Raw genomic sequence first — 23900 nt, 5'->3', positions numbered from 1 at the left:
GGTATCCTCCCGTTAGGTTTCTTGTTTGGGTAAGACGTATCAGTCCACAAACCCCATAAGGCGGGGCAGCGTCAGCGGAATGGCCGGAACGAAGGTGATCAACAAGATCACCGCGAATTCGACCAACAGAAAGGGCATCACGGCGCGGGCAATGGTTTCCACCCGGAGGCCCGAGACGGCAGAGGTGGCGAAGAGGACCAATCCCATCGGGGGTGTCAAAAGGCCTACTGTCAGGTTCACCACCATGACGATGGCGAAATGCACCGGGTCCACGCCCAGCGACGTGAAGATCGGCGCCAGGATCGGCCCCAGGATGATGATCGCGGGACCCGCATCCAGGAACATACCGACGATGAAGAGCAGCAGGTTCACCAGCAGAAGGAGCAACAGCGGGTTTTCGGTGATGGAAAGGAGGGTCGAGGCCAGAAGTTCCGGCGTATGCGCCAGCGCCGCCACGGTCTTGAAGGCCATCGCGGCGCCGACCAGCAGCATGACCACCGAACTGGTGATCCCGGCGCGGGTCAGCACACCCGGCACGTCGCGCCAAGTCAGGGTCTTCAGGATGAAGATCGAAATGAAGAAGCTGTAGCCGACGGCCACGGCAGCGGCCTCGGTCGGGGTAAAGACGCCCGACAGGATGCCGCCCATGAGGAGGATGGGCGTCATCAGCGGCCAGAAGGCGGCCCCAGCGGCGCGGCCCGCATCCCCCCAACTGGCGCGCGGCTGCGCCTGGGGCAGGTTGTAGCGGTTGGCCATCAGCTTGATCGTGATCATAAGCGCCACCCCGATCAGGATGCCGGGGACAATGCCCGCCAGGAACAGCGCAGCCACGCTTTCGCCCATCACATAAGCGTAAATGATCATGATCCCCGAGGGTGGGATGATCGGTCCGATGATGGCAGAGGCCGCAGTGATCGCAGCGGCGAAGGGCTTGGGGTAGCCCTTCTTTTCCATCTGCGGGATGATGATCGACCCAAGGGCCGAGACATCGGCCACAGCGGAGCCCGAAATCCCGGCGAAGAGCATGCTGTCGACCACGTTCACCTGAGCAAGCCCCCCGCGGAAATGCCCGACCATGGCCTGGGCGAACCCCACGATCCGGGCCGAGATGCCGCCGCGGTTCATCAACTCCCCCGCCAGCATGAAGAACGGGATCGCCATCAGAGGGAAGGAATTCATCCCTTCATAGACGTTGCGATAAAGCAGGACGATATCGCGTTCTTGCCCGTTCAGCCACAGAAGGATGGCAGGGGCGGCGAGCAGGCCGAAGACCACCGGCAGGCCCAGCATCAGGAAGACAAGGAACAGGGGCAGGAAGAAGCTGAGCATCTATTCGGCCCCCGATCCCAGCATGATGGTATCGGGTATGTCGCGCAGCCCGTCCGGCCCCCGGATCAGCACATAGATGTTGCGCAGGGCCAGTTCGACGGCAACCAGCAGCAAAAGCGCCACGCCCACCAGCAGAGAGGCCATCATCCAGGACTTAGGCACCTTCATCCAGGTTGCCAGATCCAGACTGACCGGCACGCGCAAGGAGTCGGTCTCGAACCGGCCGCCAAGGCCCGTGACCTCGGACCAGCCGATGCCAAGAGCGATCCAGAGGACCAGGATCGTCACAGCCATGAGGAAGACCGACAACCCAGTCGCCACCATGCGCGGCAGCATCCGGATTACCATGTCAATGGCGATGAAACCACCACGCCGGAAGGCGGTGGGGGCCATCAACCCGGTCGACCAGAGCATCAGGAAACGCGAGGCTTCCTCGGGCCAGGGCAGCGCGTTGTTCAGGACATAGCGGAAAAAGACCTGTGTAAGGATGACCACGACCATCAGGCCCAGGCATACTGCCCCGATCCAGCGGCCAAGCGCCAGAAGACCGCCGTTGATCACGGCAAGGCCGTTGCAGATGGCCAGAAGTGTGGTCACGTCTCCTCCCTTCGCCCCCTCTCCCGGGGGGGTGTTTCAGCCCGTAAAGCCTCCGAACCTGCCTTTCGCGAAAACCAGCGGCTCGCCCTCCCCCAGGGCCAGCCGCAGGACCTGTCCCACGATGATCAGATGGTCGCCACCCTCATGCGTTGCGTGCTGGACACAGTCGAATCGGGCGATTGCGCCCAGCAAGACCGGCACGCCCTCGGCATTCTGTTGCCAGTCGAGGCCCGCGAAACCTTGCCCACCCCTGGAAAACCGGGCGGGAAGGTCGGCATGGCTTTGCCCGAGAACATGGATCGCGTAGTGCCGGGCAGTGGCAAAGAACGGATAGCGCTGCGAAGCTTTTGCCGGGGACCACAGCACAAGCGCCGGGTCCAGCGACAGGCTTGCGAAACTGTTGGCGGTAAAGCCGATCGGCCCGTCCGGCCCCTCGATCGTGACCAAGGTCACGCCGGTTGCAAAACGCCCCAGCGCATCGCGGAACAGCCGCGCATTGGCGGCGTCCGGCACGATTCCGTCTGTCTGGATGCCGCCATCCGCCATCACGCGACCTCATGCCCCTGGGCGAGCGTCAGAAGCTCGAACCAGGTCTGGCGGTCCATCGGCACGCGCGCCGCGTCCGATATGGTGGCGATGCGCGACAGGGTGTTGGTGCCCAGAACCGGGATGATCTTCGCCGGGTGGTGCAGCAGCCAGGCCACGGCAACAGCGGTCCAGTCGGTGCCAGCGGCCTTTGCCAGCGCGTCCAGCCGGGCGGAAAGGCCGTCATTTGCCTCGGCCCGCAAATGACCACCGGCAAGCGGGCTCCAGGCCATCGGCGCGATCCCGCGCTCTTGCAGGAAGGCAAGGTCGCCGTTGGTGAAGGCGTCGCGGCAGTTCAGCGACAGCTCGATCTGGTTGGTGGCCAGTGGCGCGGTCATAGCCGATTGCAACAGGGTAAAGTCCCAGGGCCGGAAGTTCGAGACACCCACGCTGCGCACCTTGCCGCTGGCAACGAGGGCATCCAGCGCGCGGCCCGTCTCATGGTGGTCCATCAGCGGGTCGGGGCGGTGGATCAGCAGCAGGTCGATCCGGTCGGTCGCCATCTCGCACAAGCTGGCCTCGACCGAGGCGGTGATATGCGCCGCAGAAGTGTCGTAATACTTCACCCGCGCGGCGGAATGACGACCGACCGGGGCGACGATGTCGCATTTGGTGACGATCTCGATCCGGTCGCGCAAGCCCGGAGCAGCCTTGAGTGCCGCGCCCAAGAGAGCCTCGGCAGTATAGCCGCCATAAATGTCTGCCTGGTCCATCGTTGTGATGCCCTGCGCGAGGCAGGCTTCGATCTTTGCCTGCACATGGGCGGGCGAAGTGTCAGGGTCGTCGCCCAGCCGCCACATGCCGTAGACCAGCCGGGACATCGTGATTGGGCCAAAGGTGATACGGTCCATCAGCGGCGCACTCCAATGCCCAGGGGCGTGGCAGGGGTCGAGGCCGGGACCCGGCCATAGGCATGTGGCAAGGAGCAGGTCTTGATCTGCGGCATCACCTTGCTGCCGAAATGGTCGCATTCGTCGAGATGCGGATAGCCCGAAAAGATGAAGGCCCGGATGCCCATCGCCTGGTAATCTTCAAGCTTGGACATGACCTGGTCAACCGATCCGACAAGCGCCGCCCCGCAGCCCGACCGCGCCCGGCCGATCCCGGTCCAGAGATGCGGTTCGATATAGCCGAACTGGTCCGCCAGTTCCCGCGCACGCGCTTGATGCGCGACGCCCAGGCTGATCGAGTCATGCGCCCGGTCGCGGATCAGCTTGCCGTACTCGTCATCCAGCTTGGACACGATGTAATCGGCATAGTCCCGCGCCTCTGCCTCGGTGTCGCGCACGATCATGTGGACACGCAGGCCGTAATCCAGAGTTCGACCATGCGCCGCGGCCCGGGCGTGGACGTCCTGCATCCGCTTGGCGAGCACTTCCTTCGGTTCGGGCCACATCAGGTAGACATCGCATTGCGCACCGCACAGCTCCAGCGCGTCGGGGGAATAGCCGCCAAAATACAGCAGCGGCCCGCCGTTCTGCTGGTAGGGTCGCGCCGGATCGGTCGTCACTTTGCTGATCTGGTAGACGTCGCCCGAATACTCGATGTGGTCCCGTGTCCAAGCCTGGCGGAGGATCTGTACCACCTCATGGCTGCGCTTGTAGCGATAGGCGCTGTCTGCAACTTCACCCGGAAAGTCCGAGGAAATCACGTTCAGCGTCAGACGCCCCTGCAGCATGTGGTCCAGCGTGGCGACCGTCCGGGCCAACATCACCGGCTGCATCTCGCCGCAACGGATCGCGGCCAGAAAGTTGATGCGGTCGGTGATCGGCGCACAGCCCGCGACAAATGACAGCGTGTCCTGCCCCACCTGATAGGAGGACGGGCACAGGATGTTGCGGAACCCGTGGCCTTCCGCCCGCTTCACGATGTCGGAACAGTGCGCCCAGCTTGATCGCAGGTCGCCGTCCGGAACCCCAAGGAACTGGTAATCGTCAGAGCAGAGCGCGGCAAACCAGCTGACCTCGCAGGCGTCAAGGTCGAGTGAGGTGATCGGCACGACCGACATGATTCTCTGGCTCCGACTGCTGCTTTCCTCTTGCGTAGCATTGGCTTTGATGTAGATCAATCATGTATCAATTTCGGATGCGACGGAATGGCTCACTCAGGTTCGCTGCCGCTTTACCAACAGATCGCCGAACTTCTGATCCGCGACATCGCGGCGGGGCGCCTGATCGACGGTGAACGCCTGCCGCCCGAACGCGATATGGCCTCCAACATGGGAATTGCGGTCGGCACCTTGCGGCAAGCTCTCAAATCACTGACCGAAAAGGGCCTTCTCGACCGCGTGCAGGGGTCGGGCAACTACATTCGGGCCAAGGCCGACGCGGCCTCGGTCTATGCGCTGTTCAGGCTTGAGCGGGTCGAGGGTGGCGGCCTGCCAACGGCGCGCGTCCTTTCGGTCAACCGCTGCGCCAAGAACCCCGCCCTGCCCACCTTCGGTGCCAGTGCCGAGGGCCACCGCATCCGACGGCTCCGCTTTCTGTCGGGCCAGGTTGCGGCAGTCGAGGAGATCTGGCTGGATGGGGCCGAGGTCGACCGGATCGCACCCGGCGACCTGCTGGAATCGCTCTATCTCTTCTATCGCCAGCGCCTTGGCATCTGGATCGCGCGGGCCGAGGACAGCATCGGCCAAGGCCCACTGCCCGACTGGGCGCCGCCCGAGTTTTCGCATCCGCCCGGCACGCCCTTGCCGCTCATCACCCGCGTGAGCTGGGCGCAGGACGGCAGGTCGGTCGAAGCCTCGCTGACTTGGTATGACCCCGAAACCGTGCGCTATGTGGCGCGATTGAAATAGGAAGAAGAAATGCTGCGCTACGGGATCATCGGCTGCGGAATGATGGGGCAGGAGCACCTGCGCAACATCGCCCTTCTTGAAAATGCCAGCGTTGCTGCAATCTTTGAACCCGATGCGGGCATGCGCGCGGCTGCGTCCGCGCTGGTGCCGGATGCGCAGATAGTGGGGTCGGTTGCCGAAGTCCTGGCCGTGCCCGCAGTGAACTGCCTGCTGATCGCCAGCCCGAACCACCTGCACCTTGCGCAGCTGGAGGAAATAGCCCGCACCCGCCCTTTGCCGGTCTTGTGCGAGAAACCCCTGTTCACCGACCCGGCCGACGCCCCCCGACTGGCAGCCTTGCGCGCAGCCTATCCGGCGCCGATCTGGGTGGCCATGGAATACCGCTACATGCCCCCCGTTGCGCATCTTCTGCGCGAGGCTCAGGCGGCGACGGGTGGGGTAAAGATGTTCACAATCCGCGAACACCGCTTTCCCTTCCTGCAAAAGATCGGCGACTGGAACCGCTTCAACCGCAATTCAGGCGGGACTCTGGTGGAAAAGTGCTGCCATTTCTTCGATCTGATGCGGTTGGTTGCAGGCTGCAATCCGATCCGCGTCATGGCCAGCGGCGGGCAGGCCGTGAACCATCTGGATGAGGTTTATGACGGCGAGCAATCTGACATCTGGGACCATGCCTATGTCATTGTCGATTTCGCAAACGGCATGCGGGCGATGCTGGAACTGTGCATGTTCGCCGAAGGCAGCCGCTATCAGGAAGAAATCTCGGCAGTCGGGCCAAAGGGCAAGATCGAATGCCTCGTGCCCGGGCCTGGCCGTTTCTGGCCTGCTCATCTGGGGGCGGCCCCGGTGCCGAAAGTCATCGTGAGCCCGCGAAATCCGGCCCGGCCGGTCGAACTGGAGATACCGGTCGACCCGGCTCTGCTGGCAGCGGGTGACCACAACGGATCGACCTTCTATCAGCATCAGAGGTTTTTTCGGGCAGCGACCGGGCTGCAGCAGCCTGAGGTCTCGTTTGAGGATGGCTGGTGGGCGGCCACCATAGGACAGGCGGCCCAGCAAAGCGCACTGACAGGCCAGGCGGTCAGTCTTCTTGATTTTGACTGTAGGCCATAGCGAAAGACCACTTACCGCAAAGGTCCGCTAAGGGCCGAAAGCTCCACGTCGTTCAGAGTTGAGAAGCTGTACTGCCCGCTGGGCCCGACGAAATCACAGATCCTTGGGGAGGAGTGCATTTCTGAGTCAGTTGACGCGGCGGGATCCGCTGTAATGAGCTTCCTTTGTGCGTGGATGCAGAACTTTAGAGGTCTGGAGTAGGTTCGTTAGATAGCTGTTTTATATTGATGTTTTGGTGCTCTCGTTATCCGGCAGACAGTTTGAAGTCTGCGAGTTGAAATTTTGCGTCGCTCAAATTAACTGAAGTTCGGCACAAGCCAAATCCTGCCCCCGCAACCAAATCTCTCAACAAAACCAAAGAGTTAAACGTTGAGCGTTTCGCTTGCGTATAAGCAAACGCGTTTACCTCAACAACAACTCAACGTTACACGAGGCCCCCTTCGACGGGCCAGATGATCGCGCAGAACGCGGCAATCATGCCGCCGCCCTGCATGCCGGTTCAAGCCGAGCCCAGATCTCCGCAGTGACCTCCGCGAGCGGCCGCCCGTCTAGAGCCGTGCCCCCAGAGTAGGCCCGCCACTGCGTCATCTTCGCCTCGTCGGTCGAGAACTCCTCCGACAGACCGATAGGGCAGGCGGCTGGAACAATGGTATCGCGTCGAGCGAAGGTTCCTCTGATCGCGGCAGTGAGGTCGCCCATGTCGATGTTGACGGACTTCGGCAGCGTCCAAAGATCATAGAGATCCTTCATCCGGCTGTTCGCCAAGCCCAGCGCCACAACGGCCTGAAACTTCTCGGCGATGACCGTTGCCGGTGAGTAGGCGCGGATCGATGCGGCTGGAAAGTCGAGCAGGGAGCCGTACTCGATCTCGAATTGCGGATCGGCCAAGGCATCGCCGAAGCCGAGGTCCACGGTGATCGGTATGCGCGTGTTACCCAAGCGGGCTTCGGTCCGGAGCCGCATCCCGCCATAGATCTGGTCTTCTCGAATGGCGACGGCCGTCAGACTTTCAATGTCATAGACCAGCCCGTCATCGCCATCTATGGCGAGTATCTGGGAGAAGGCAGTCTTCAGTTCGGCCTCCTCGTCCGAGCCGAACGCCAGGAAGTCGATGTCCTGGGTAAAGCGGCCAGTGTCAGCCGTCCACAAGGTGACGAGCATGCCACCCTTCAGGACAAAGCGGTCGCGATATTCGGAGACCGACAGCCGGTACACCAGTCGTTCGAGGCCAAAGGCTACCAGCACCACATCGAACAGCTGACCTTCAGCACGGGCAAGGTTCAGCAAACGCTGACGCACGGAAGCCGCGATGTCCTTGGGTTGCTTAGCCATTTGACGTCAGGGCCTCCAGATAGGGGCGCATCTGGTTCCACGCCCCGTTCTCGCGCGCGGCTGTCGCGAGCTGGCCCGCCGTGGCCTTCCTTCCGCCCAGCGCTGCCTTCATCGCCTCGATGGTGACGGACCGGTCCACCAGCTTCGGGTTCCGAAATGCGTCGGCAATCGTCTTGGCTATGGAATAGACCCGAACCTCCGCCTCCCCGATCCGATGGACCTCGATGCCATTGGTCAGGTAAGGCTCACGGAAACGCACGATGCGGATGCGAGGGTATTCGATCTTCGGTGCCCAGTCCTTGGCGCCGATGGCGATCCACACCCGGCGTGAAAGTTGGTCGGTCAGCTGATGAAAGGACAGTGCCGAAGTCAGGCAGATGACGGCCTTGGGTGCGAGCTTGGCGATCTCGATCAGCCCAGCATGAAGGTCTGGCTCGCTGTCTGGCAGCTGATACAGTCCCCGCCCAATCCGTACCACCACGCCATCTGCCACCGCCCTCGCGATGGTGGTTCCGCTCACGCCGATGGAGGCCAGATCCCTTGAACGGGCTGGCGCATGAGCTTCCATGTAGTCGATCATGCGGGCGCGCTGGCCCTGATCCGTCGCAAGCATGGTGACAAAACCTCGGACACAAGTGCATCCTGTCCTAGGTTTTGTAACATGCTACTCGGCTTCAAGCAACCTGCGCAGGTCCGAACCCCGCGGCATCATCATGTTCAATCACCGCAGATTATGCGGAGATTAGACCCGCCATTCTCCGCACGACTGCGCAGTAGGCGGATGCTGCCGTTCGATGACCCTTGGAACGGATGGACCACGGATCACGAGAAACGGCTGATCCGTCAAATGCGGTTGCGCGCGATCACTTCCGCGGCAGACGACGGGTGGTAAGTGGATTCTGGGGCGCTGAACCCAGCGGCAAGTTCCACCTGCAGCTGCGTAAAGGCCGCCACCTCCTGGCTTGCCATGTCGCGCCGGATCAGGTCTTCAACATAGGCGCTGACGGATTGATAGGGCCCTGCGTCGCTCACCATCAACGTCAGGAACGCGTGCAGCTCATCATCGATTTCCAGCGTCATCGTTCTGGGTTGGGCCGCCATTCGTCTCTCCCTCCGCGCTATCAGCATGAGCCTCGGTGACCTCACGGCCGCAGTCGGGACACGCAGTCTCTGTCCTTGAGAACGCAAATCCGCACTCGAGGCATGGCTTCAGATCAGTCATGTCCTCCAAAAAAGCACAACGCTTGCAAAGCGTCTTTGTGTGCTTCAGCGACAGATACTCCCGGAAATCCGCAAGCCATGCGAGGATCGCTCCGCGCTTCCAATCGCCGTCCCAGTTTGTCGCCTTCTCACGCCAAGCCATGTACTTTCGCGCGCGGATACCGCGTTTCTGGGCTGCTGTGAGGGCCTCCTTCTTCGCCGGAACTTCGAAAACGTGACCGCAGTAGCCCCGACCGACCGGGCTGTTGCAGATCCACGTGGCCGCCTTTTTGCGAAACTGAATCGAAAGGCTGAAGCATAAAGGGCAGCAGTCCCGCATTTCCGGAATGACGGCGTCCCGGATCGCGTAGCACTCTTCCCGCAACTCAGCGCGATAGTCGTGGGATGGTTCCCGCGACTCATATTCAGCCTTGGCCTTGTCCAAATAGGGCTGAACACGGGGAATTCTCACAGTGTGCTGCAGAACAAGTACAGCTTCATGGTCGGCGCCGCATGTGGCGCATTTCGAACCAAGGAATTGAACCCTGGCGCGCTTCCAGTTTTTCCAGTGCCAAGGCGGGCCATGCTTCCGTCTTGCGACGAAGATTTCGCGCGCGGCTTCCTGGCCCGTCATGGTCCGCCTGTCGAGGGCGTCTTGCACGCGCTGGAACTCAAAGGGCCATTCAATCATGAGACAATACCGCTGATCGAGAACAGCGCACTTCGGCTTGGAAATTGGTGCCGAGGCCCACGCTATGTCATCAATGGCACGCCCGCGCTTGATCACGCAAGACAGCGTAGTCGCTCAGCATCCGGACGATGACCGCGCCCTCCGGCAAAGCCTCTAGGGTCAGGACCCATTGATTTGCTTGTGGCCGCGCGGCCTGCGTGATTCAAGCTCCCGAACTGACGGGGGTGATGATGAGCAACCTTTTCTGGCTGTCCGATGAGCAGATGGAGCGGTTGAAGCCGTTCCTTCCGAAGAGCCATGGCAAGCCGAGGGTCGACGACCGGCGCGTGCTGAGCGGCATTATCTTCATCAATCGCAACGGGTTGAGATGGTGCGACGCGCCTAGGGAGTATGGCCCGCCCAAGACCCTCTACAATCGCTGGAAGCGGTGGGGCGAGATGGGGGTCTTTGCCCGGATGATGGAGGGACTGGCCTCCGAAGGCGGCGAGGAGAAGGTCGTCATGATCGATGCGACCTACCTCAAGGCGCACCGCACGGCCTCAAGCCTGCGGGCGAAAAAGGGGGGCCCGACGATCAACGCGGGCGCCTGATCGGGCGCACGAAGGGCGGGTTGAACACCAAACTGCACGCCGTGACCATGCCAAGGGCCGCCCGCTTCGGTTCTTCATGACGGCAGGCCAGGTCAGCGACTACACCGGCGCCGCGGCGCTGCTTGGCAGTTTACCGGCCGCGGAATGGCTGATCGCTGATCGGGGCTACGACGCCGACTGGTTCCGGGATGCGTTAAAAGACAAGGGGATACGCCCCTGCATCCCCGGTCGGAAGTCGCGCGGAAAGGCCGTCCGCTACGACAGGCGCCGCTACAAGCGCCGCAACCGCATCGAGATCATGTTTGGCAGGCTGAAGGACTGGCGCCGCATCGCCACCCGCTACGACAGGTGCCCGAAGGTCTTCCTCTCCGCCGTCGCTTTGGCCGCAACCGTCTTGTTCTGGCTTTGACGATCAATGAGTCTGGAGCCTAAGGAGTCTTCGCTGGTGCCCTGCGAATATTCCTTGGTTCAGTCCGACTGGAACCCGGTGGTCATGCGCGCCCGTCGATGCCGTCCGGGCCACCAGTTGCAACGCCATTTCCCTCGACGTGGGATGCAGCGGCGTCTGACGCTGCTGCGCAAGCTTCGGCAAGCGACTGCCCGCTGGCAAGACTGGCCGCAAGCGTTCCGGTGAAGCAGTCGCCGGCCCCATGCGTGCTGGACACACGCACCTTTCGGGCGGGCAGTGTGATCTGGGCGCCCTCGGCCGTCCATGCGGCCAGACCATGCGCACCCGCAGTCACCACGACATTGGCATAGTGCGCCGCAAGCTGGCGCGCCGCAATAAGCGCAGAGGCAAGGTCGATGACCGGGTCCGTTCCGAACATCTCTGCCTCGATCGCATTGACCACCAGCACATCCACCGCGCCGCGCAATTCAGCCGGCAATTCGCGCGCCGGAGCAGCATTCAGCACGACCGTCACCCCGCGCTGCCGCGCAAGCTTGGCGGCCGCCAGGTTGACCTCTGCTGGTATCTCGTTCTGAAGGACAAGGACCCGCACATCTTGCCAAAGCGCAGGTTGCTCCAGCGCCGCCGGATCAAGCAGCAGGTTCACGCCAGACACGATTGTTGCCGCGTAATCGCCACGGGCGTCCTGAATTGCCACGCTCATGCCCGTACCGGCATCGTCCATCTGCCGGACAAAGCGGTGGTCCACCCCGCGCGTCTTCAACACATCCAGAAGGAAAGCACCGAACCCGTCCTTCCCGACGGCCCCGAACATCCGCCCGGTCGCCCCTGCGGCCTGCGCCGCCACGGCCTGATTGCCACCCTTGCCGCCAAACTTGGGATACCAGCGCCGCCCGACGGCTGTTTCATCGGCGCGCGGCAAATGGTCGGCCTCGACCATGATGTCGTGATGCAGCGATCCGACGACAAGAACCACCGGCGGCTTCGACACGTCTATGCCCATGGTGCGGGCCTTAACCGTGCTTGTGGCTCCTCGCCCCGCCTGTCGTTCATCTTCGCCCCCCGCTCACCACGCGTTGCCGGGCCCATTTCCGACGGACCCGCCAAACACCCTTGATCCAGCCGCAACCGGAACCTGGCGGTCAGTGTCGCCTTGTGGCGAGGATAGAGCAACTGGTCAGTGCACAGCGTTTTGCCGTCACGCGGTGATGAAGTCCCGCACGAAAGCGGTGGCCGGGCGGGCGCGAATATCCTGCGGCTTGCCGATCTGTTCGATCCTGCCCATCGACATGACCACCACAAGATCGGCCAGTTCCATCGCTTCTTCCTGATCGTGGGTCACAAAGACGGTGGTCAAACCTGTCGTATCATGGATGTCGCGCAGACCTTGGCGCAGCTCCTTGCGGACCTTGGCATCAAGTGCGCCAAAAGGTTCGTCCAGCAGCAGCATCCGCGGTTCAATGGCCAGCGCGCGGGCCAGCGCAACACGCTGGCGCTGACCACCGGACAGCTGGCTTGGATAGCGCGCGCCGATGTCGGGCAGTTGGATCAGCTCCAGCAGTTTGGTCACGCGGCGGGCAATCTCGGCCTTGGTGGGGCGTGCGGCACGTGGGCGGGCGTTCAGGCCATAGGCGATGTTGTCAAACACCGTCATATGGCGGAACAGGGCATAGCTTTGAAATACAAACCCGGCGCGGCGTTCCTGCACCGTCAAGCCGGTGGCATCCTGCCCGTCGAACAGGACACGGCCGGATGTTGGAAACTCCAGCCCGCCAAGAATGCGCAGCAGTGTCGTCTTGCCGGAACCAGAGGGGCCAAGCAGCGCCACCAACGCGCCCGATGGCAGCGACAGCGATACGGGATGCAAGGCTGCCGTAGTGCCGAACTGCTTGGAGATTTCGTCGATTTCGATGTGCATAGGGCTTCTCCTAGTGGCGGTGCGCGGCAGCGAGTTGATCGGCATGGCGGATTTCCAGCGCGGTTTTCAGCAACAGTGTGACCAGCGCCAACAGGGCAAGCACGGCGGCAAGGCTGAACGCCGCAACGGACAGGTATTCCTGATACAGCATCTCGATGGTGGTCGGCATCGTGGCGGTCTGCCCCCGGATCTTGCCCGACACCACGGCCACCGCGCCAAACTCGCCCATCGCGCGGGCGTTGCACAGCAGTACCCCGTACAGCAGCGCCCAGCGGATATTGGGCAGCGTAACCGTCGAGAAGGTGCGCCAGCCAGAGGCGCCAAGGGTCAGCGCCGCCTCTTCTTCGGCCCGGCCCTGTTCGATCATCACGGGGATGAGTTCCCGCGCGACGAAGGGAAAGGTCACGAACATGGTGGCCAGAATGAGGCCCGGCATGGCGAAAACGATAGGATAGCCGTTCGCCACCAGCCAGCCGCCGACAAACGAATTGGTGCCGAACATCAGCACGATGCATAGGCCCGCAACAACCGGCGAGACAGAGAAGGGCAGGTCGATCAGCGTGATCAGAAACGCCTTTCCCCGGAAATCGAACTTGGTGATGAACCACGCCGCCGCGATGCCGAAGGCCGCGTTCAGCGGCACCGAAATGGCGGCGATGGTCAGCGTCAGCCGGATTGCATCGCGGGCATCGGGCGAGGCGAGGCTTTTGAGCGATGCCGCGACGCCATCGGCCAGCGCTTCGAAAAAGATGGCAACCAGTGGCGCGAAGACAAGGATCGCAAGGCCCACGAAGGCGATGGCGATCAGGGTCCAGCGGGTGGCGGGGTTTTCCTCGGTGGCGGAACGAAAGCGGGCAACGGTGCCCTTGTTCACGGTTGAATCAGACATATCCAATCCTCCGGCGGCTCCAGACCTGAATCAGGTTGATGACCAACAGCATCGCAAAGCTGATCAGCAGCATCGCGATGCCGATGGCGGCGGCGGCGTCATAGTTGAACTCTTCCAGCTGAATGATGATCAACAGGGGTGCGATTTCCGTCACCAGCGGGATGTTGCCTGCGATGAAGATGACCGATCCGTATTCCCCTACCGCACGCGCCAGCGACAGCGCGAACCCGGTCAGCGCGGCAGGGGTCAGCATTGGCAGGATGACATGGCGGATGGTGTGCAGACGGCTCGCCCCAAGCGTGGCCGATGCCTCTTCAACTTCGCGCTCGATCTCTTCGACCACGGGCTGAACCGTCCGGGTGACAAAGGGCAGGCCCACAAAGACCAGCGCGATGAAGATGCCCCATTGGGTATAGGCGATCTTCCAGCCAATTTCGGCGGCCAACTGGCCAAAGGCCCCATTGGGCGCATAAAGCGCCGTCAGCGAAATCCCAGCCACGGCGGTGGGCAGCGCAAAGGGCAAGTCCACGGCAGCATCCAGAATGCGTCGGCCGGGAAAGCGATAGCGCACCAGAACCCAGGCCAGCAGCACACCGAACACCAGATTGAACAGCGCCGCAAACAGCGACAGCCGGAACGACAGGAACAGCGCCGCCCAGACGCGTTCGCGGTTCACGGTTTCCCAGATGCCCGCCAAACCGTAATTGGCGCCCTTCAGAAGAAGGGCGCCGATGGGCAAAAGGACGACAAGGGAAAGCATCGTCAGGGTGATCCCCATGCTGAGGCCAAGGCCGGGCATGGGGGATCGGTGGATCAGGGGTTTGCCCATCTTGCTTCCTTACTTCGGCACGTAGATCTGGTCGAAGATGCCGCCGTCGGCGAAGTGGTCTGCCTGCACCTTGGCCCAGCCGCCAAAGCTGGCGATGTCCACAAGTTCCAGCTTCGGGAAGCGGGCCACGTCTTCGGGATTTGCCGCCGAAGCATCCCAGGCGCGGTAGAAATGCTTGAAGGCCAGCGCCTGCCCTTCGGGCGTGTAGAGGAAGTTCAGATAAGCTTCGGCCAGCTTGCGCTGCTCATCGGATTTGATGTTGCCTTCAACCAAGGCCACCGGTGGTTCGGCCAGAACGCTGATCGACGGGACGACGATATCGAACTGATCCTCGCCCAATTCCTTCAGCGCCAGATAGGCCTCGTTCTCCCAGGCCAACAGCACATCACCGATGCCGCGCTGCGCAAAGGTCGTGGTCGATCCGCGCGCCCCGCTGTCCAGCACGGGGACATTGGCGAATAGCTTGCCCACGAACTCTTGCGGGTTTTGCCCGTTCTTTTCCGCCCAGGCCCAGGCAGCAAGGTAATTCCACCGCGCCCCACCGCTGGTTTTCGGGTTCGGGGTGATGACCTCAACCCCTTCCCTCACCAGATCGCCCCAATCAGCGATGCCTTCCGGGTTCCCCTCGCGCACCAGAAACACAATGGTCGAGGTGTAGGGCGACGAATTCTTTGGCAATTTCGTCTGCCAATCTGCGGGCAGTTTGCCCGTTTCGGCAATCCGGTCGATGTCCCCGGCCAAGGCCAGTGTCACAACCTGCGCTTCCAACCCGTCAATCACCGCGCGGGCCTGCGACCCCGATCCTCCATGGCTCACCTCGATGGCCGGCGCTTCGTTGCCTTGGGCCACCCACCAGGCGGTGAACGCCTCATTGAACTCGCGATACAGTTCACGCGTCGGGTCATAGCTGACATTCAGCAGCGTCTCGGCCTGAACCGTGGCGGGCGCCGTGCCAAGCGCCAGCACAGACATTGCGATGGCCGACAGGGTGCCGCGAAGCGCGCGGGCCACCGGCCAGCCGGTCAGGCGGCGCAAACCATCGGTGATGGTCAGGCGGCCATCGGCATGGGCGTCAACGACAGGTCCCTGGGCCGTCACGGTCCCGGCAAGGGTGATGGTGGCAAGCATGGTATTCTCCTGCTGAGATCTGGAATGGTTGGGGGTGAGGGGGCGGTAGGGCACAAGGCCCAGAATGGTTTGCGGGATGGCGGCCGAGGGTGTCATTCGCGGCCCCCGTTCTTGCGGGGTGCGGCGCCGATGGGTTCCACGCGGGCTTCCCACACCGCGGCATCGCGGCCGGACAGAAGTTCTGCCACGGCTTCGTCCGGCGATTTGGTGAACAGCACCAAAGGGCTGCCATTGATGCGGTGGGTTTGACCCGTGCGCCGGTCGATCAGACGAACGGCACAGGCTTGCGACAGCGGGGCCGGCATTGCCGACATCGCGCGTCCGGCCCGTCCAATCGGATCAAGGTGGAGTGCAGCAGTCATCACATGTCTCCTTCGCTGTCAGGCAGGGATCAGCCCTGTCATCTCTGTAATAACGACAGGGATAGTCGAGTATTGCAAAGGAAAATTCACGCTAAAATTTGTCGTGTATATAGAAGTTTATTCTCCGCCGGCGGCGTGGAGCCCGCGTTGTGAGCAGAGGTTTTCTTATTGAATTGAGTTTCTTAGGTGCTGCCCAGAACCTGATCCGCGACCACGCCCGATTGCAGCATGTCCTGTAGGGTCAGGGATTCAATCATCACCAGATAGGACCAGAACACATCGGCAAAGACCTTCCGAATCCGGCAGGTCGCTTCATCCGCGCAATCTTCGCAGCGCTGATAGGCGCGGCGCGACAGGCAGGGCAGGGGGGCAATCGGCCCGTCAATGGTGCGCAGAAGCTCCGAGATCGACACCTCTGTCGGCTTCTTGATCAGCACATACCCGCCAGACCGCCCACGGATCGACGCGATCACGCCCGCATTGCGGACCTCAAGCAGGATATGCTCCAGAAACCGCTTGGGCGTGTCGGACCGCTTGGCGATCTCTTCGATCGTCAGGGGTTCCGGCTGGCCCTTGGCCGCCTCGTCGGCCAAGACCAGCAGCGCCTTTAGGGCGTATTTCATCTTCTGCGTGATCATGGATCAGAGTTACGGGCTGGAATGACGAGAATCAATGTCGGGATTGCGGGGCCGTGGGCAATGCCCGGCCTCGTTGCCGGAAAACACCTAGAAAACAGGGATCGACTGTGGGGTTTTCCCGTCATCGCTTAAACACGACAAAGACCATAGACTTTATTTTGATTTGATGCATGCTGCGTTTCAAGCCCACCAGTCGGGCCAGAAAGGCAGCCACAGTATGACATACCTTGATCTGATCGACCGCAAGATCGTGGCGGAACTGATGCGCGATGCGACCCTGCCGATCGCCCAGATCGCCGACAAGGCCGGCCTCTCGCAGACGCCCTGCTGGAAACGCATCCAAAAGCTTGAAGCCACCGGCGTGCTGACGGGGCGGGTGGCATTGGCCGATCCCACCAAGTTGGGCTTTGGGCTGACCGTCTTTGTCGAGATCGAAGCGCCCGACCATTCCGCCGACTGGCGCGCGGCCTTTGCCGCCGCCACCGATGCGATCCCCGAGATCATGGAAGTGTACCGCATGGCAGGCGAGATCGACTATCTGCTGCGCGTCGCCGTGGCCGACATGATGGCCTTCGACCGGCTTTACAAACGCCTCACCGATGCGGTGCCGATCAAGAACGTCACCAGCCATTTCGCGATGGAGCGGATGAAGTTTACCACCGCCTATCCGGTAGACACGGTTTCTCGCTAAGGCTTCTACACAGGAATGGTCATCCCTTTTCGCAATCATCTTTGGAACCAAAAACACGACAAACTTGCTAGATTTAAAGCAGACGCCGAGTCGCAGTCCGAAAGGGGAAAAGATGACCAAGACACTGATCGTTCCCGGCCTTGACGGCTCGCCCGCTCCGCACTGGCAGGATTGGTGGGCGGCAACAGACCCCAAGGCGTTGATGGTGGATCTTCCCGATCCCGACCGTCCGGTTCCCGCGGTGTGGGAAATCGAGCTTGCCTCGAGGATCCTGCGTCATCCCGACAGCATTCTTGTCGGTCACTCCCTGGGCGCGGTGCTGATCGCGCGCCTGCTGGCGACTTGGCCGCATCTGCGGGTACGTGCGGCCCTTCTTGTGGCACCGGCCGAAACGACAGGCAGTGATCGCATCGGCCATTTCGGCCCGATCCCGGAACTGCGGCTTGATATCCCGACCACCGTCGTCGCCAGCCGGACCGATCCCTGGATGCAGTTCGACCGCGCTGCCCATCTGGCAAAGGTCTGGGGCAGCGATCTTGTCGATCTGGGGAATGCCGGCCACATCAACGTGGCGTCGGGTTTCGGGCCGTGGCAAAACGGCAAATCCCTGCGCGATGGCCTTCTGGCCGCAACCGCCGCAGCACCGGTTCCCGCCGCCCGGGCGCGGAGGATCGCCCTGTGAAAGCCTATCTCCACCCCGCGCATCAAGGCCGATCCGGCGCCGTCGCGCCGATGATCCACGACCTGACTTTCACGCTCGAAGAAGCCCGCCGCACAGCCGCGGCTAGTCCGGGCGCAACCTGTACGGTGATGGAAGAGTTGGGCCATTTCCCAATGTCCGGGCAGCCCGCAGGGTTCCGCCCTTACTTTGCCGATGCCCTGCAGCTTTTGACCGTTCCTGCCAAGGCCTGACCGCCGCGAGAGAACGGCACAACGCGACCTGTCGGCCTTCCTGCGCCCCTTGCTACAGTCGGCCAGTCAGGCTTTGCGTCGCAGCCTGCCGTCCATCTCGGCACCTGCTTCTATCGCGATCCGTGCGTGGGCAATGTCGGCACGCACAACGGCGCTTGGCGCAAGCTGGACGTTCCGGGCTGATATCATGCCCGATACCGTTCCAAGCACCGAAAGATCATGCGCCACGACGTTGCCCTCAACATGACCAGAACCCGCAATTACGACACCTGGCGCACGGACCGACCCGACAATCTTGCCTTCAACATCGACAGACCCGGTAGAGGTGACATCCCCTTCGATGATCAGGTCGGGGCCAAGGACGCTGCGGTGCGAATTCGAACCTGCGGCATCTGGCCAATTGGTGAAATCGGCGTTCAGAGTCTTCATGCTCGCTCCGTCCAAGGAAAAATTTTCGCAGGCCGACTGGATCAGACGCGCACCGAAAGGGCAACGCTCGGCCCCGTGATCGGCGAATAAGCGCGGGGGCGTCGGCGTTCCTCCGCTCTTCCGGTAGCGATTTCCTGCCGGGCGGCCTCGCTGAGCAAATCCCCCTATGCCCGAGTTACGGCGCAAACAGTCGCTGATCCGCGCCGTTCATCCGGCTATCAATCTAAGCGCCGCATCCCCCGTATTCAGCCGATGCCGGACCTGCACCATTGTATGCGCTGCCAACTCCCGGCACTATTGCGAAAAACGCAGACAGAGGTGAGCAGACCCATGCAGATCAACAGACGCCTCTTCGGCCTTGGCCTTATGGGCCTTGGCATCACCGCATGTGCGCCAAGCCTGCCGCGTGGTGGCAGCCCCACGTTTCCGGGCGAACTGCCGGCCGACCTTCGGCCCGTGCCGAACGGTGCCTACGATGCCTGGGTGGCCTCCTTCCGCGACCGCGCCACTGCGCAGGGCATCTCGCAACCCACCCTCTCGGCAGCGTTTCAGGGGACCGGCTACCTTCCCGGCGTCGTGACGCGCGACAGGAACCAGACCGAAACCAGCCGCAGTCTCGAAGATTACCTCTCCATCGCCGTATCAGATGAACGCGTCGCAAAAGGCCGCGCCGCCTTTGCCCGCCACCGTGGCACCCTGAACGCGCTGCAAGCGCGTTATGGCGTCGATGCGGAAATCATCACTGCGATCTGGGGATTGGAAAGCTTCTATGGCGAACGGCGCGGCGACGTGCCCGTCATCTCGGCCTGCTCGACCCTCGCCTTTGACGGGCGGCGCGGGCCGTTCTTCGAACAGCAGCTGATCGCTGCGCTGCAAATCCTGCAAAACGGCGACATCCCCGCCGCACGCATGACAGGCAGTTGGGCCGGTGCCATGGGGCACACGCAGTTCATCCCCACCTCCTACCTGCAATTCGCGGTCGATTTCACGGGTGACGGGCGGCGCGACATCTGGTCCGAAGATCCCACCGATGCGCTGGCTTCCACCGCAGCCTATCTGCAACGCAACGGCTGGACCCCCGGCCTGCGCTGGGGCGGTGAGGTTGGCAGTGGCGGCCCGTCCGGTGGCGTGATCCAACCCCAATTGGGCGGTCCCAGCTTCAACACCACCGCCAACTTCCGCGCCATCAAGCAGTATAACAACTCCGATGCCTATGCGATCGGCGTCGGCCATCTGGCCGACCGGATCGGCGGGGCAGGGCCATTGCAAGGTAGTTTCCCGCCCGATGCCAACGGGCTCACAAAACAGGACCGGATTACCCTGCAACAGCGCCTCACCGCGCGCGGCTTTGATACGCAGGGGTCTGACGGCGTGATCGGTGCCAACAGCGAAGCCGCGATCCGCGCCTATCAGGCCAGCCAAGGCTTGCCCGTCACCGGAACCCCCTCGCAGGCCCTGCTGCAAAGCCTGCGCTGACCACCGCGCGCAAAGGCGGCCTGGCCGGTCTGGCACCGGCGATGGTCGCTTTCGCTCGCGCAAGGTCTGCCAGCCTCCCGCGACCGGGAAAACACCCGTCGGCACCGGCCCTCTGGCGTTGACAAGCCCAAGCCTCCGATCATAGGCAAGACTCCTGCCACAAGGATGATGCCATGGACCCTGCTGTCGAACTTGGTGCCACGGCGCCGGAAAACGCGCTGGCGTCGCTTGTCTCCTTCATCGACATGGGCGGTCCGGCCATGTGGGCGATTGCCGGGCTGTCCGTCCTGACCGCCGCCCTGATCCTGTGGAAGATCATGCGCCTTCTGTCGTTTGGCGCGTGGTCGGGTGGCCGTCACACAGCTGCCGCGCTCGACCTCTGGTCGCAGGGCAAAACGGCCGAGGCGCTGGCCCTTCTGGCCAACCGCAAATCGCACCGCGCCCGCCTTGCCCATGCCGTGATGCGCGCCGCGCTCGACCCCAGCCTTGACCGCGACGCCGCCGAGGCCGAGGCTGGCCGTGTCGCCCGTGGTCTTCTGGCTCAGGCGCGCGATGGTCTGCGGGGGCTGGAACTCGCCTCTACCATCGGCCCGCTTCTGGGGCTGCTGGGCACCGTCACCGGCATGATCGCGGCCTTCCAAACCCTGCAAGAGGCCGGTGCCCGCGCTGACCCAGCCCTCCTTGCTGGCGGGATATGGGAGGCGCTGCTGACCACCGCCGCCGGCATGGCCGTGGCCATCCCCGCCCAAGTGGCGCTGACATGGTTCGAAGCCGTGGTCGATTCCCTGCGCCACGATATGGAGGATGCCGCCACCCGCATCCTGCACGGCCCGCGCCACACCGCGCCGTTGCGTCAGGCCGCCGAATGATCCGTTTCGACGATGCCCCCCGCACGCGGCGGCGTCCGAACCTGACGCCGATGATCGACGTGGTCTTTCTGCTGCTGATCTTCTTCATGCTCGCCTCGCGCTTTGGCGTCGACCGCGCGCTGCCCCTTTCCTCTACTGGTGGCGCAGGCGAATACAGCGGCCCGCCCCGGCTTGTGGAGCTTACCCCGACAGGCCTGTCGTTGAACGGCGTCCCCGTTACGGCCGATGCTTTGGCCGCCGCGCTTGCCCCGCTCATGCAATCCCCCAACGATGCGATCATCCTGCGCGCCCGCGACGGGGCCGACCTTCAGGCGCTGGTCGCGGTGATGGACAGGCTGGGTACGGCAGGCCTGACCCGGCTGGTTCTGGTGGAGTGACCGCATGGATTTCCGCGATCCGCCGCGCCGAAAACCTGAAGAAAACCTGCTGCCGATGATCAACGTGATCTTCCTGCTGCTGATTTTCTTCCTGATCGCAGCCCGGATGACCGCCCCCGAACCTTTTGCTGTCACCCCCCCACAGGCCATGACTGAGGCAGAGGCGCAGGGTGACTTCACCCTCTTCATCGCCGCCGATGGCCTTTTGGGCTATCGCGATGCGCGCGGCGATGCGGCGCTGGCGGCTTTGACCGCCAGCCGCACGGATCACTGCCGCAGTATCGACTGTCTCGCAGATCCGCCCCGCCTCACCCTTCGCGCCGACAGCGCCCTTCCCGCCGCCCGGCTTGCCGCCTTGATGCCGCGACTGCCCGCGCTGGGGTTCGACAATATCGAGCTTGTCGCCGTCGGCGGGGCCACCCCATGACCGGCGCTCGGCTTCAGGCCGCCCTTGCGCTGATCCTTGCACTGGGCCTTCATCTGGGCGCCTTTGCCCTGCGCCCCGGCCCGGCTGGCGCGTCGGGCAGCGGGGCAGGCGGGGCTGACATGATCTCGCTCCAGGCTGCGGGTCCATCCGTCTCTGACATGGTCGCCGCTTGGGATGCCCCACCGGATACGCCCGCGCTTTCCGAACTGGCTGTACCCGCCACCCCCGAAATGTCCCCCCCCGCACTGCCGGAAATGGCCCTGAACGACGTTGCCCCCGCGCTGCCGTCCCTGACGCCTCCGCCGCTTGCCCCCGCGCTGCCGGATGCCCTGCCGCAGGCAGACACGGCCCCCGCGCCCCCGCCGCCTCCGGCAGTAAAGCCCCGGCCCCGTCCCGCACCCCCCGAAGCTACCGCCCCTGTCGCCGAACCGCGCCCGGAACAACCTTCCCCGTCAGAAAGTAGCGCCGCGCAGGTTGCAGCGGGCACGGGCGGCGGGGCTGTTGCAGGCGAAGGCGGGCAGGCACAGGCACCCAGCCTGTCACAAGGCCGGATCAACGATCTGACGGCCAACTGGGGCGCAAAGATCCGGGCCCGAATCGAAAAGCGCAAACGCTATCCGTTGGCCGCAGACGGCGCATCCGGCACGGTGACAGTCCGCCTGACGGTCACCCGGTCCGGCGCGCTGGCCGGTCTCTCCATCGCGGCATCTTCCGGCAATGCGGCGCTGGACGAGGCGGCGATCAAGGCTGTCCGCGCCGCAGGCCGTTTTCCCGCCGCGCCCGAAGGCCTGACACAGGACAGCATCAGCTTCACCCTGCCGATGCGCTTTTCGCGCTAGGCCTGCCGGGTTCGGTGACCGTTGAACAGTTGCATGAACACCAGCCGCCGCGTGCGCGACACGGTCGCGCTGTCGCCGTTCACCATCTGCAAAGTGATCTGACCGTTTTCCTCATCAACCACTGACTCGATCGCCGCAAAGCTCACCCATTGCGACCGGTTGATCTGCACCCCATGGCGTCCGTCATGCAACAAGTCCAGGTCTGAAAGCTTTGCCCGCAACATGTTGCGCGTGGTGCGCGTGACGACATTCAGGTAGTGATCCTCGGTCCGCACCGATTGAATTTCCCCGATGGCGAAGGTGCGATCCGCGATGCGGATGATCTCGCCATCAATACTGCTCTCAACAGCCTCAGCCTCATCCGGCAACTGCTCCACGCTCACCGGCGGCTCTGTTGCCACGATGGCTGGCTGGAAGGGTACCAAGGTTGCCCGTTGTGACGGCGCATCCGCTGGCGTTCCCTTCGCCTGCCCGTCTATCCGGGGCACGGCGAGCGGATGGGTCGGCACAACATACAGCACATGCATGACATCCAGCAGCAGAACCACCATCATGTTCCGCGTCAGATCTGTCAGCGTGTCGGGCAAGGTTTTCCAGTCCCCTGCCTGCAACAGTTGCACAACCGATTGTTCGGTGATTTCCGCAAGGATGACGATGGGCAGCACCAGGAACGGCGTATAGATGCGGCGCAGAACGCCGCGCAGATACAGCCGCAATATCAAACCACCCAGCACGACAAGGCTCGCGATCACCGTCAGCGCCGTCGCCAGCCACATCATCGGCAATTGCCATCCAACCAAAAGCTGGGCGGCATCGCTTTGGTCCATAAGCGTATAGATGCCCAACGAAAGCATCAGAAAACGCAGAAAGACAGGGTGAAGAAAGTATTCCGCAGCCGAATCGCTACGAACGTAAAAGCTCGAACCAAAGGTGGAAACCACCTGTGCGGGGGAAACAGTCCGGGCGGATTCACTCATAGGCAACTTGCACTCCACTCAACACAACTCGTAGTTCGCATCAACGCCAGCCCGCTTCGGGCTTAAGGGGTATACGGCTGCAAAAAGCACACCTTTATCCCGCCAACACGTCGGGCAGGGCCGTGGCGTGATACGATTCGCGCCAATTCCCCAACCAAGAACCGCAGCCTTATGCCACAAAATGCCATTTGCGCATATCGGAAACAATGATCTGCCGCCAACCGTCGAAAAACCCTGTCGCCAACCGCGTTTCGTGCCACCTCGTTGGCGCCAAGCGTTACTTCTGACAATTCCCCGGCTTTTTTGGCGCTTGTCGACTGAACCCGCTGCGACTGGGAAAGAAACTACTAAGAGTGTCCACTGTATCGGTCTTTGACGGCTGCTCGTCATTTCCGGTGTGCTGCGGTTTCCACTCTACGGGTTCTGGTGCCTGTACGGGGTGGAAAGGGGGCCTGCGGCGGCATCAGGAAAGGTCAGGCGTTCAGGTGTAAGGGGC

30 protein-coding genes are annotated in these 23900 nt (G+C 62.8%); 12 read left to right on the top strand and 18 right to left on the bottom strand.

Features of this window, described 5'->3' with window-relative positions; all coding sequences use genetic code 11:
- Window positions 1–39: 39 nt before the first annotated feature.
- The 5 genes from RSE12_00310 to RSE12_00290 are packed head-to-tail and all read right to left on the bottom strand — an operon-like array spanning window position 40 to window position 4519.
- Entirely contained in the window at window positions 40–1329 is a 1290-nt protein-coding gene (locus RSE12_00310; protein ID WRH62817.1) for a TRAP transporter large permease, read from the bottom strand.
- Complete coding sequence (locus RSE12_00305) at window positions 1330–1926, bottom strand: TRAP transporter small permease subunit (protein ID WRH62816.1); 597 nt, start codon at window positions 1924–1926, stop codon at window positions 1330–1332. It abuts the gene before it with no gap.
- 36 nt (window positions 1927–1962) lie between these two features.
- Window positions 1963–2472 (bottom strand): flavin reductase, encoded by a 510-nt coding sequence (locus RSE12_00300; protein WRH62815.1) that lies wholly within the window; start codon window positions 2470–2472, stop codon window positions 1963–1965.
- Entirely contained in the window at window positions 2472–3362 is an 891-nt protein-coding gene (locus RSE12_00295; GenBank protein WRH62814.1) for an aldo/keto reductase, read from the bottom strand. Before RSE12_00295 ends, RSE12_00300 begins: the two co-directional genes overlap by 1 nt.
- Window positions 3362–4519, bottom strand: a complete 1158-nt coding sequence (locus RSE12_00290) for an LLM class flavin-dependent oxidoreductase (GenBank protein WRH62813.1) — start codon at window positions 4517–4519, stop codon at window positions 3362–3364. Before RSE12_00290 ends, RSE12_00295 begins: the two co-directional genes overlap by 1 nt.
- A gap of 87 nt (window positions 4520–4606) precedes the next feature.
- Between RSE12_00290 and RSE12_00285 the strand changes: the two genes are divergently transcribed.
- Window positions 4607–5308, top strand: coding sequence for a GntR family transcriptional regulator (locus RSE12_00285; GenBank protein WRH62812.1), 702 nt, complete (start codon window positions 4607–4609; stop codon window positions 5306–5308).
- A 9-nt stretch (window positions 5309–5317) separates the two neighbouring features.
- A complete protein-coding gene (locus RSE12_00280; GenBank protein ID WRH62811.1) occupies window positions 5318–6421 on the top strand; it encodes a Gfo/Idh/MocA family oxidoreductase in 1104 nt (367 codons plus the stop codon).
- Window positions 6422–6895: 474 nt separating this feature from the next.
- On the opposite strand, the gene RSE12_00275 is transcribed toward RSE12_00280, so the two are convergent.
- The 4 genes from RSE12_00275 to RSE12_00260 all read right to left on the bottom strand — a co-directional run bounded on the left by RSE12_00275 (window position 6896) and on the right by RSE12_00260 (window position 9644).
- Window positions 6896–7753 (bottom strand): nucleotidyl transferase AbiEii/AbiGii toxin family protein, encoded by an 858-nt coding sequence (locus RSE12_00275; GenBank protein WRH62810.1) that lies wholly within the window; start codon window positions 7751–7753, stop codon window positions 6896–6898.
- Window positions 7746–8366, bottom strand: a complete 621-nt coding sequence (locus RSE12_00270) for a type IV toxin-antitoxin system AbiEi family antitoxin domain-containing protein (protein ID WRH62809.1) — start codon at window positions 8364–8366, stop codon at window positions 7746–7748. The genes RSE12_00275 and RSE12_00270 overlap by 8 nt, the downstream gene beginning before the upstream one ends.
- Before the next feature lie 230 nt (window positions 8367–8596).
- Window positions 8597–8833 carry an addiction module antitoxin gene (locus tag RSE12_00265; protein WRH62808.1) on the bottom strand — a complete coding sequence of 79 codons (237 nt, stop codon included), beginning with the start codon at window positions 8831–8833 and terminating at the stop codon, window positions 8597–8599.
- Window positions 8814–9644: a hypothetical protein gene (locus RSE12_00260; GenBank protein WRH62807.1), complete on the bottom strand. Its 831-nt coding sequence runs from the start codon at window positions 9642–9644 to the stop codon at window positions 8814–8816. The genes RSE12_00265 and RSE12_00260 overlap by 20 nt, the downstream gene beginning before the upstream one ends.
- A gap of 230 nt (window positions 9645–9874) precedes the next feature.
- Here RSE12_00260 and RSE12_00255 point away from each other — a divergent pair, with 230 nt between their 5' ends.
- Window positions 9875–10234 carry a transposase gene (locus tag RSE12_00255; protein WRH62806.1) on the top strand — a complete coding sequence of 120 codons (360 nt, stop codon included), beginning with the start codon at window positions 9875–9877 and terminating at the stop codon, window positions 10232–10234.
- Entirely contained in the window at window positions 10152–10643 is a 492-nt protein-coding gene (locus RSE12_00250) for an IS5 family transposase (GenBank protein ID WRH62805.1), read from the top strand. Before RSE12_00255 ends, RSE12_00250 begins: the two co-directional genes overlap by 83 nt.
- Before the next feature lie 82 nt (window positions 10644–10725).
- Here RSE12_00250 and RSE12_00245 read toward each other — a convergent pair whose 3' ends face one another.
- The 7 genes from RSE12_00245 to RSE12_00215 all read right to left on the bottom strand — a co-directional run bounded on the left by RSE12_00245 (window position 10726) and on the right by RSE12_00215 (window position 16407).
- Entirely contained in the window at window positions 10726–11646 is a 921-nt protein-coding gene (locus RSE12_00245; protein ID WRH62804.1) for a PfkB family carbohydrate kinase, read from the bottom strand.
- 195 nt (window positions 11647–11841) lie between these two features.
- On the bottom strand, window positions 11842–12561 hold the full coding sequence (cysA, locus tag RSE12_00240) for a sulfate ABC transporter ATP-binding protein (GenBank protein ID WRH62803.1): 720 nt from the start codon (window positions 12559–12561) through the stop codon (window positions 11842–11844).
- A 10-nt stretch (window positions 12562–12571) separates the two neighbouring features.
- The gene (cysW, locus tag RSE12_00235; protein ID WRH62802.1) at window positions 12572–13450 is read right to left on the bottom strand and encodes a sulfate ABC transporter permease subunit CysW; all 879 of its coding nucleotides are present in this window, start codon (window positions 13448–13450) and stop codon (window positions 12572–12574) included.
- Complete coding sequence (gene cysT, locus RSE12_00230) at window positions 13443–14279, bottom strand: sulfate ABC transporter permease subunit CysT (GenBank protein ID WRH62801.1); 837 nt, start codon at window positions 14277–14279, stop codon at window positions 13443–13445. Before cysT ends, cysW begins: the two co-directional genes overlap by 8 nt.
- 9 nt (window positions 14280–14288) lie before the next feature.
- Entirely contained in the window at window positions 14289–15251 is a 963-nt protein-coding gene (locus tag RSE12_00225) for a sulfate ABC transporter substrate-binding protein (GenBank protein ID WRH64890.1), read from the bottom strand.
- A gap of 248 nt (window positions 15252–15499) precedes the next feature.
- The gene (locus RSE12_00220; GenBank protein WRH62800.1) at window positions 15500–15769 is read right to left on the bottom strand and encodes a hypothetical protein; all 270 of its coding nucleotides are present in this window, start codon (window positions 15767–15769) and stop codon (window positions 15500–15502) included.
- A 182-nt stretch (window positions 15770–15951) separates the two neighbouring features.
- On the bottom strand, window positions 15952–16407 hold the full coding sequence (locus tag RSE12_00215; protein WRH62799.1) for an Rrf2 family transcriptional regulator: 456 nt from the start codon (window positions 16405–16407) through the stop codon (window positions 15952–15954).
- A 217-nt stretch (window positions 16408–16624) separates the two neighbouring features.
- Between RSE12_00215 and RSE12_00210 the strand changes: the two genes are divergently transcribed.
- From RSE12_00210 to RSE12_00200, 3 genes are all read left to right on the top strand, one after another.
- Window positions 16625–17098 (top strand): Lrp/AsnC family transcriptional regulator, encoded by a 474-nt coding sequence (locus RSE12_00210; protein ID WRH62798.1) that lies wholly within the window; start codon window positions 16625–16627, stop codon window positions 17096–17098.
- 112 nt (window positions 17099–17210) lie between these two features.
- Window positions 17211–17780: an alpha/beta hydrolase gene (locus RSE12_00205; GenBank protein ID WRH62797.1), complete on the top strand. Its 570-nt coding sequence runs from the start codon at window positions 17211–17213 to the stop codon at window positions 17778–17780.
- Window positions 17777–18010 carry a hypothetical protein gene (locus tag RSE12_00200; protein WRH62796.1) on the top strand — a complete coding sequence of 78 codons (234 nt, stop codon included), beginning with the start codon at window positions 17777–17779 and terminating at the stop codon, window positions 18008–18010. Before RSE12_00205 ends, RSE12_00200 begins: the two co-directional genes overlap by 4 nt.
- A 66-nt stretch (window positions 18011–18076) precedes the next feature.
- Here the strand turns inward: RSE12_00200 and RSE12_00195 are convergent, their stop codons facing one another.
- Window positions 18077–18439: a polymer-forming cytoskeletal protein gene (locus RSE12_00195; GenBank protein ID WRH62795.1), complete on the bottom strand. Its 363-nt coding sequence runs from the start codon at window positions 18437–18439 to the stop codon at window positions 18077–18079.
- 330 nt (window positions 18440–18769) lie between these two features.
- On the opposite strand from RSE12_00195, the gene RSE12_00190 reads away from it, so the two are divergent.
- From RSE12_00190 to RSE12_00170, 5 genes are all read left to right on the top strand, one after another.
- Window positions 18770–19915, top strand: coding sequence for a lytic murein transglycosylase (locus tag RSE12_00190; GenBank protein ID WRH62794.1), 1146 nt, complete (start codon window positions 18770–18772; stop codon window positions 19913–19915).
- A gap of 173 nt (window positions 19916–20088) precedes the next feature.
- Window positions 20089–20784 carry a MotA/TolQ/ExbB proton channel family protein gene (locus RSE12_00185; GenBank protein ID WRH62793.1) on the top strand — a complete coding sequence of 232 codons (696 nt, stop codon included), beginning with the start codon at window positions 20089–20091 and terminating at the stop codon, window positions 20782–20784.
- Window positions 20781–21161 (top strand): biopolymer transporter ExbD, encoded by a 381-nt coding sequence (locus tag RSE12_00180; protein WRH62792.1) that lies wholly within the window; start codon window positions 20781–20783, stop codon window positions 21159–21161. Before RSE12_00185 ends, RSE12_00180 begins: the two co-directional genes overlap by 4 nt.
- Before the next feature lie 55 nt (window positions 21162–21216).
- The gene (locus RSE12_00175; protein WRH62791.1) at window positions 21217–21588 is read left to right on the top strand and encodes a biopolymer transporter ExbD; all 372 of its coding nucleotides are present in this window, start codon (window positions 21217–21219) and stop codon (window positions 21586–21588) included.
- On the top strand, window positions 21585–22427 hold the full coding sequence (locus RSE12_00170; GenBank protein WRH62790.1) for an energy transducer TonB: 843 nt from the start codon (window positions 21585–21587) through the stop codon (window positions 22425–22427). Before RSE12_00175 ends, RSE12_00170 begins: the two co-directional genes overlap by 4 nt.
- Here RSE12_00170 and RSE12_00165 read toward each other — a convergent pair.
- Window positions 22424–23404, bottom strand: a complete 981-nt coding sequence (locus RSE12_00165) for a LytTR family DNA-binding domain-containing protein (GenBank protein WRH62789.1) — start codon at window positions 23402–23404, stop codon at window positions 22424–22426. The genes RSE12_00170 and RSE12_00165 overlap by 4 nt on opposite strands.
- Between the last annotated feature and the right edge of the window lie 496 nt (window positions 23405–23900).

The organism is Fuscovulum sp. (assembly GCA_035192965.1).
Lineage (GTDB): Bacteria > Pseudomonadota > Alphaproteobacteria > Rhodobacterales > Rhodobacteraceae > Paragemmobacter.
This window is presented reverse-complemented; position numbering and strand designations above follow the sequence as displayed.

What these genes read in the sequence shown, in the direction of transcription:
- RSE12_00300 (WRH62815.1), bottom strand. Translation starts at nt 2,472, where the DNA reads ATGGCGGATGGCGGCATCCAGACAGACGGAATCGTGCCGGACGCCGCC.
- RSE12_00170 (WRH62790.1), top strand. Translation starts at nt 21,585, where the DNA reads ATGACCGGCGCTCGGCTTCAGGCCGCCCTTGCGCTGATCCTTGCACTG.
- RSE12_00295 (WRH62814.1), bottom strand. Translation starts at nt 3,362, where the DNA reads ATGGACCGTATCACCTTTGGCCCAATCACGATGTCCCGGCTGGTCTAC.
- RSE12_00225 (WRH64890.1), bottom strand. Translation starts at nt 15,251, where the DNA reads ATGTCTGTGCTGGCGCTTGGCACGGCGCCCGCCACGGTTCAGGCCGAG.
- RSE12_00255 (WRH62806.1), top strand. Translation starts at nt 9,875, where the DNA reads ATGAGCAACCTTTTCTGGCTGTCCGATGAGCAGATGGAGCGGTTGAAG.
- RSE12_00250 (WRH62805.1), top strand. Translation starts at nt 10,152, where the DNA reads ATGCGACCTACCTCAAGGCGCACCGCACGGCCTCAAGCCTGCGGGCGA.
- cysW (WRH62802.1), bottom strand. Translation starts at nt 13,450, where the DNA reads ATGTCTGATTCAACCGTGAACAAGGGCACCGTTGCCCGCTTTCGTTCC.
- RSE12_00190 (WRH62794.1), top strand. Translation starts at nt 18,770, where the DNA reads ATGCAGATCAACAGACGCCTCTTCGGCCTTGGCCTTATGGGCCTTGGC.
- RSE12_00165 (WRH62789.1), bottom strand. Translation starts at nt 23,404, where the DNA reads ATGAGTGAATCCGCCCGGACTGTTTCCCCCGCACAGGTGGTTTCCACC.
- RSE12_00310 (WRH62817.1), bottom strand. Translation starts at nt 1,329, where the DNA reads ATGCTCAGCTTCTTCCTGCCCCTGTTCCTTGTCTTCCTGATGCTGGGC.
- RSE12_00290 (WRH62813.1), bottom strand. Translation starts at nt 4,519, where the DNA reads ATGTCGGTCGTGCCGATCACCTCACTCGACCTTGACGCCTGCGAGGTC.
- RSE12_00195 (WRH62795.1), bottom strand. Translation starts at nt 18,439, where the DNA reads ATGAAGACTCTGAACGCCGATTTCACCAATTGGCCAGATGCCGCAGGT.
- RSE12_00220 (WRH62800.1), bottom strand. Translation starts at nt 15,769, where the DNA reads ATGACTGCTGCACTCCACCTTGATCCGATTGGACGGGCCGGACGCGCG.
- RSE12_00210 (WRH62798.1), top strand. Translation starts at nt 16,625, where the DNA reads ATGACATACCTTGATCTGATCGACCGCAAGATCGTGGCGGAACTGATG.
- RSE12_00270 (WRH62809.1), bottom strand. Translation starts at nt 8,366, where the DNA reads ATGCTTGCGACGGATCAGGGCCAGCGCGCCCGCATGATCGACTACATG.
- RSE12_00185 (WRH62793.1), top strand. Translation starts at nt 20,089, where the DNA reads ATGGACCCTGCTGTCGAACTTGGTGCCACGGCGCCGGAAAACGCGCTG.
- RSE12_00215 (WRH62799.1), bottom strand. Translation starts at nt 16,407, where the DNA reads ATGATCACGCAGAAGATGAAATACGCCCTAAAGGCGCTGCTGGTCTTG.
- RSE12_00180 (WRH62792.1), top strand. Translation starts at nt 20,781, where the DNA reads ATGATCCGTTTCGACGATGCCCCCCGCACGCGGCGGCGTCCGAACCTG.
- cysT (WRH62801.1), bottom strand. Translation starts at nt 14,279, where the DNA reads ATGGGCAAACCCCTGATCCACCGATCCCCCATGCCCGGCCTTGGCCTC.
- RSE12_00245 (WRH62804.1), bottom strand. Translation starts at nt 11,646, where the DNA reads ATGGGCATAGACGTGTCGAAGCCGCCGGTGGTTCTTGTCGTCGGATCG.
- RSE12_00285 (WRH62812.1), top strand. Translation starts at nt 4,607, where the DNA reads ATGGCTCACTCAGGTTCGCTGCCGCTTTACCAACAGATCGCCGAACTT.
- RSE12_00205 (WRH62797.1), top strand. Translation starts at nt 17,211, where the DNA reads ATGACCAAGACACTGATCGTTCCCGGCCTTGACGGCTCGCCCGCTCCG.
- RSE12_00175 (WRH62791.1), top strand. Translation starts at nt 21,217, where the DNA reads ATGATCAACGTGATCTTCCTGCTGCTGATTTTCTTCCTGATCGCAGCC.
- RSE12_00260 (WRH62807.1), bottom strand. Translation starts at nt 9,644, where the DNA reads ATGATTGAATGGCCCTTTGAGTTCCAGCGCGTGCAAGACGCCCTCGAC.
- RSE12_00280 (WRH62811.1), top strand. Translation starts at nt 5,318, where the DNA reads ATGCTGCGCTACGGGATCATCGGCTGCGGAATGATGGGGCAGGAGCAC.
- RSE12_00275 (WRH62810.1), bottom strand. Translation starts at nt 7,753, where the DNA reads ATGGCTAAGCAACCCAAGGACATCGCGGCTTCCGTGCGTCAGCGTTTG.
- RSE12_00265 (WRH62808.1), bottom strand. Translation starts at nt 8,833, where the DNA reads ATGACGCTGGAAATCGATGATGAGCTGCACGCGTTCCTGACGTTGATG.
- cysA (WRH62803.1), bottom strand. Translation starts at nt 12,561, where the DNA reads ATGCACATCGAAATCGACGAAATCTCCAAGCAGTTCGGCACTACGGCA.